The 4,411-nt window shown below is 43.1% G+C and carries 7 protein-coding genes; 3 read left to right on the top strand and 4 right to left on the bottom strand.

Annotated features, from left to right (window positions below; translation table 11 throughout):
* The first annotated feature begins 103 nt into the window (after positions 1-103).
* Together BM135_RS16180 and BM135_RS16175 are read left to right on the top strand one after the other, a co-directional pair.
* Positions 104-547, top strand: a complete 444-nt coding sequence (locus tag BM135_RS16180; RefSeq protein ID WP_092521533.1) for a hypothetical protein — start codon at positions 104-106, stop codon at positions 545-547.
* Positions 544-909: a DUF3969 family protein gene (locus BM135_RS16175; protein ID WP_092521531.1), complete on the top strand. Its 366-nt coding sequence runs from the start codon at positions 544-546 to the stop codon at positions 907-909. Before BM135_RS16180 ends, BM135_RS16175 begins: the two co-directional genes overlap by 4 nt.
* A gap of 216 nt (positions 910-1,125) precedes the next feature.
* Here the strand turns inward: BM135_RS16175 and BM135_RS16170 are convergent, their stop codons facing one another.
* The 4 genes from BM135_RS16170 to BM135_RS16155 form a co-directional block, all read right to left on the bottom strand.
* Entirely contained in the window at positions 1,126-1,533 is a 408-nt protein-coding gene (locus tag BM135_RS16170) for an antiterminator Q family protein (RefSeq protein ID WP_092521529.1), read from the bottom strand.
* A complete protein-coding gene (locus BM135_RS16165; protein WP_092521527.1) occupies positions 1,533-2,510 on the bottom strand; it encodes a DUF7146 domain-containing protein in 978 nt (325 codons plus the stop codon). The genes BM135_RS16170 and BM135_RS16165 overlap by 1 nt, the downstream gene beginning before the upstream one ends.
* Entirely contained in the window at positions 2,507-2,872 is a 366-nt protein-coding gene (locus BM135_RS16160) for a hypothetical protein (protein WP_245737447.1), read from the bottom strand. Before BM135_RS16160 ends, BM135_RS16165 begins: the two co-directional genes overlap by 4 nt.
* Before the next feature lie 154 nt (positions 2,873-3,026).
* Entirely contained in the window at positions 3,027-3,227 is a 201-nt protein-coding gene (locus BM135_RS16155; protein WP_092521525.1) for a helix-turn-helix domain-containing protein, read from the bottom strand.
* Positions 3,228-3,335: 108 nt separating this feature from the next.
* On the opposite strand from BM135_RS16155, the gene BM135_RS16150 reads away from it, so the two are divergent.
* Positions 3,336-3,965, top strand: a complete 630-nt coding sequence (locus tag BM135_RS16150) for a helix-turn-helix domain-containing protein (protein WP_092521524.1) — start codon at positions 3,336-3,338, stop codon at positions 3,963-3,965.
* Positions 3,966-4,411 lie beyond the last annotated feature (446 nt).

Genomic DNA, 4,411 nt, shown 5'->3' with positions numbered 1-4,411 from the left:
GATTGTAAATCACAAACGATCATCAATGTTCCTACCTTTATGTACTGAAGGCACATCACTGAACTAACTGTTCAATTTAGACCCGTTTGCCCTAGATATTCATATGAAACGACTTGCAAAGGTTTTATTTAGCTTTGTGTTGGTGTCACTTCCTTTTTCGGGGCACAGCTTTCAAGCGCCAACTCAGGAGAAAAACACACATCAAATCTTAGGCATTAAGATTCCGAGCACCCCAAAACCTCCGAGACCTCCGAAAACTCCAAAGAAACATGGAACGAGTGGTATTAAGCATACTTACAAATCAATCAAGGATGCACCACAATATCCTAAGGAATTTATAAATAGACAAAATGGAACCACGAAACGTCCTATGGGCAACAGCCCATTGTTGGCAGAATTACGAAGGGACATAGAGCCAGGAAAATGGTATAAAGTTTATAAGGATGGACTAGTTAATGGACAAAAAGTATCTATTCATTATTTTGAAAGCAAAAGTGGTCAAGTGTTTAATGTAAAGGTTATACATGGCTGGAGCAACAAAATATGAAACTTAGTTATCATATTGAAGATAAACATGCAGAGAAATTTATTAGTCTTTTAGTTTTGGGGGTACTACAAGCCTTGGATAAAAAACTCATATCTATTGATGAGGCAGAAGGGTTTATATTCAAGCCTTATGTTTCCGATTTACTGGAGACCATAAAATCATCTAAAGAATTATCTAAGATAATTATAGACGGGTGTTTACTTGACGACGTAAAAGATTTAATACCTGACAAATTGCAAGGTGAAATTGATGCGTTGATCGAAAGAACATCGTCAGTTATCCGCAACAGCAAAGAAATCGGACGGTTAGTCGAAAAAGAAATCAGGGTTGTAGGTAAAGGTATAAATGAAGGTGGTATGTAGCGATAAAAGGCAAACTTGCCAGCCTGCAATTAAGCATAATCTGACAATTACCCGTTTTGTTTATCAATTTCAAAGCGGGTGACTACTATCTTTTTAAATCTGAATTTCGGGCATAAAAAACCCCGCACTGGGCGAGGTCTGATAATTCAATAAGCTGTGTGACATTGCTATCACTCTTATCACAATAGCAGCATTTTTACGATCGTAAAGTTATTTTCAAAAGTTACTGCATAATTGGTGCGCGCTGATATTCATTGGCTCTTTTTGGACACATTTATCCATTTCTAATGGGATATCTAACATCATCAGCATTCCCTCGGCTTTTTGTAGCCTCTTCCCGATATGCGTGTCAGAGCAATGATGATCATGCGCCAATTGCATGAACGTTTTACCGAATACGTAATAGTCGAACAGCAAATCATGCGCCTCGCTATTTTTCTGATTCAGTCTTGCCATGCAGTTAGAAATGATGATGGCATCATCATCACAACACTGAGGGCGGGATTTCACTCTGTTGGGCACCAGCCCCTTGAACCCTGCGGCAATTGAGGGCCAGTTAACCGCCTCACGATTATCCGCCGCCCATGCACCCCAGCGCTCCAATACCATCTGAATATCACGCATCAAGCTGTCTCCGCTGTCTTTTTCATAAATGTCAATTCTCTGGCCTGATCCCCGTTCTGGAGGAGGTCGTTAAAATCCCCGTTATCAGGCCAGCGAACACTGACCCTTTCCAAGTCGTTATTCGCCTTTAGATTTTTAGTCGCGCACGCCATTGCCGCCGCATGGCCTGTGGCGCTCCAGTCCGTATCCGCGAAAATGATTAAATGCTTAACGCCGTTGGGAACCAGAAAGCGCTCCATAAACCCCGCATGCAACACTGACCACGTGTTAACGCCGTAAATCTGCTTGCAGGACAATGCCGTCTCAATCTCTTCGGCAATCCCCAATGTCGAATCAACCGGGAAAAGACGGATTGCCAGTGACTGAGCATGATCGCGGTAACTGTCCTCCTGTGTCGCATCCAGTTTTTTCTGTGGGGTGATGTCCGCCTTTCTGTCCCCGTCAAGGTAGGTACGGTGCAGATAGCACAACGTGCCTTTCGCATCCGTGACCAATGCCCAGAGGGCTTGCAGTTTTCCCTGATAAACAGGCTGGTCGGGGCAGTACCTCACATTGTCGGCAGGCAGAACATGAATGCCCCGGCTGCGCAAATAGGCTTCCCCTTGCGTCCCTTTCAGGCTGGGCAAGTTGGCGTAGCAGGCGGTGACTCTGTTCCTGAACGGGGTGATATTGGTCACTTTTTTCACCACACTGCGTTTATCCGACTGGATACCGAGAAGCACGTCAATCTCATCGGCCAGTGTTTTATAGTCCTTGCCCTGAGTCAGTGTGAGCAGCCGCCAGCCATCCCCCGCATGGCAGGTACAAATGAATGTTCCCCGTCCTTCTTTATCGTCAATACGGAATTTGCCTTTCCGTTTGCATATCGGGCACTTCCCTTTAAAGTGTTTCTTGCCTGTCACCGGGGGCAATTTGTAATAAGCGAAAATTTCAGGCCAGTGGCCAATAACCGCCTCGGTCGTTTTTATTCTGTTCATTGTGCGCCTCCCTGATAGGCTGAGGTGCCCAGTTGTTCACGGATATCGCGCACCTTCTGGCGGGCAACCTCAAGGCGCATTGCCTGCTGTTCGTGGCGGGACTGCTGTGTTTGTTCTGACTTCTTGCGGGATTTTGCCCAAGCGATTTGCTTGTGCTTGATGAAGTTATTCACTTCGGGAGTCAGTTCCTGCGGAGTGTCATAGAGTCCGCGAGGTTCGACGCCGAACTTGTCTTTAAACGTGTTGGATACCCAGCCGTCACTGATCGCCTTGCCCTGTGACGCCCGCTGGTTCTGGTAGTACTTCAACTGGGAATAGAAACTTTGCTTTTCAGCCTGTGTGTAGACACGTGCTTTCTGCACGCCGAGTGGGCGTGTTCTATGCGCAAAAATTACTGAAGTTAAATTTTGATTAAGTTTTGTTTGACAAAAATACAGAACTGTCGTCTATCCTGAGATAGATGATGTGTAGGCGAGTGTGCTTTTTCAGCACAAGGATGTTAAAGAGCAGTAACGATTATTTTGAGCCGTATTGAAGCCATAATGGATCGCAATCTAAGGCTTTAGCAATTTCTAAAATAAATCTAGGGCGTTTAGTGATCCCAGCTTCAATTCGCTGAATTGATTGCTGTCTTGTTCCAGATAGTTCAGCTAATTGAGCTTGAGTCATATTTAGCTCGTATCGTCTATTTTTTAATCGCTTGGATATAGTTTCCATCCTTGCAAATCTCCTTTATACAAGTTTGATTGTATTTAATAACACATTATACTGTTTGTAAAATACAGTTTTTATTGTAAGAATCCTCCTTTAATTAAAGGAGGGGTTATGAGTCTTGCAGGTAGAGTCAAAAACAGAAGGCTTGAGTTAAAGTTAACTCAAGTAGAGGCGGCTATGATTGCTGGCATTAGTCAGCAATCTTGGGCCACTATTGAAGATGGGAAAACTCTGAGGCCACGGAATATAATAAGCATAGCCAAAGCTCTGAAATGCAATGCTGAATGGCTAATGACAGGTGGCGATTTCCAACCCCTTTGTGATGTCAACATTCGAAGAGTGCCGTTAATAAGTTACGTACAGGCAGAGAAGATAGCGAGAGGCTTTCCTATACGCGGCTACAATGACTTAGAACACATCATAACCGATATGAATTGGTCAGGACGCGCATTTGCATTGCGTATAGACGGGGATTCAATGGAACCCGATTTTAAGGCTGGTGATATTGTTATTATCGATCCAGAAGTTACTCCTAATCCCGGAGAGTTCGTAGTAGCAGCAAGCTATGAACGGGAGGCAACATTTAAAAAATATAGGCCAATAGCTATAAATATTGATGGAACGCAGCACTTTGAACTCATCCCATTAAATAATGATTATCCTATTTTGGATAATCAGCGGATAAAAATCACCATTATGGGAACAATGGTTGAACATCGAATTTACCGTAGAAAACGATAATTTTTATTAGCCCTCCTCTTTTTCAGCCCGCCCGGCGCGGGTTTTTTATTAAAAATTCTTATAAATACAAAAAGGTACAAAAAAATAACAATAAATACAGCCTTAGTTGTTGTCATTAAACAATTTTAATTGTATATTCTAATCATCAAACAGGCAGGACGCCCACGAAGTAGCCGCTACAGGCGGATGAAGATGTAGATGATTTGATAAAAACAACAGCATCAAAAATACCAATAACACTGCTCTTTAACAGACAACGCTGAAAAAGCGCACCATTCTTACCAGTTGATTACTGACTGAGATGTGAAAACTACTCAATCACCAATCAACTAAGGGGGATGATATGCACAACGTTCATGGCTACAACAATGCAAGAAAAAGAAGGCATGAGCGCAGAAAAGAGCAACAAGAGACATATAACAAGGATAAAGCCATCAATATGGCGT

It is taken from the genome of Xenorhabdus japonica, assembly GCF_900115195.1.
Classification (GTDB): domain Bacteria; phylum Pseudomonadota; class Gammaproteobacteria; order Enterobacterales; family Enterobacteriaceae; genus Xenorhabdus; species Xenorhabdus japonica.
The sequence above is the reverse complement of the archived record's forward strand: the minus strand, read 5'-3'. Positions and strand labels throughout refer to the sequence as shown.

Bases quoted from the DNA above. Each gene is read 5' to 3' on its own strand.
- BM135_RS16165 (WP_092521527.1), bottom strand. From the start codon at position 2,510: ATGAACAGAATAAAAACGACCGAGGCGGTTATTGGCCACTGGCCTGAA.
- BM135_RS16150 (WP_092521524.1), top strand. From the start codon at position 3,336: ATGAGTCTTGCAGGTAGAGTCAAAAACAGAAGGCTTGAGTTAAAGTTA.
- BM135_RS16155 (WP_092521525.1), bottom strand. From the start codon at position 3,227: ATGGAAACTATATCCAAGCGATTAAAAAATAGACGATACGAGCTAAAT.
- BM135_RS16175 (WP_092521531.1), top strand. From the start codon at position 544: ATGAAACTTAGTTATCATATTGAAGATAAACATGCAGAGAAATTTATT.
- BM135_RS16170 (WP_092521529.1), bottom strand. From the start codon at position 1,533: ATGCGTGATATTCAGATGGTATTGGAGCGCTGGGGTGCATGGGCGGCG.
- BM135_RS16180 (WP_092521533.1), top strand. From the start codon at position 104: ATGAAACGACTTGCAAAGGTTTTATTTAGCTTTGTGTTGGTGTCACTT.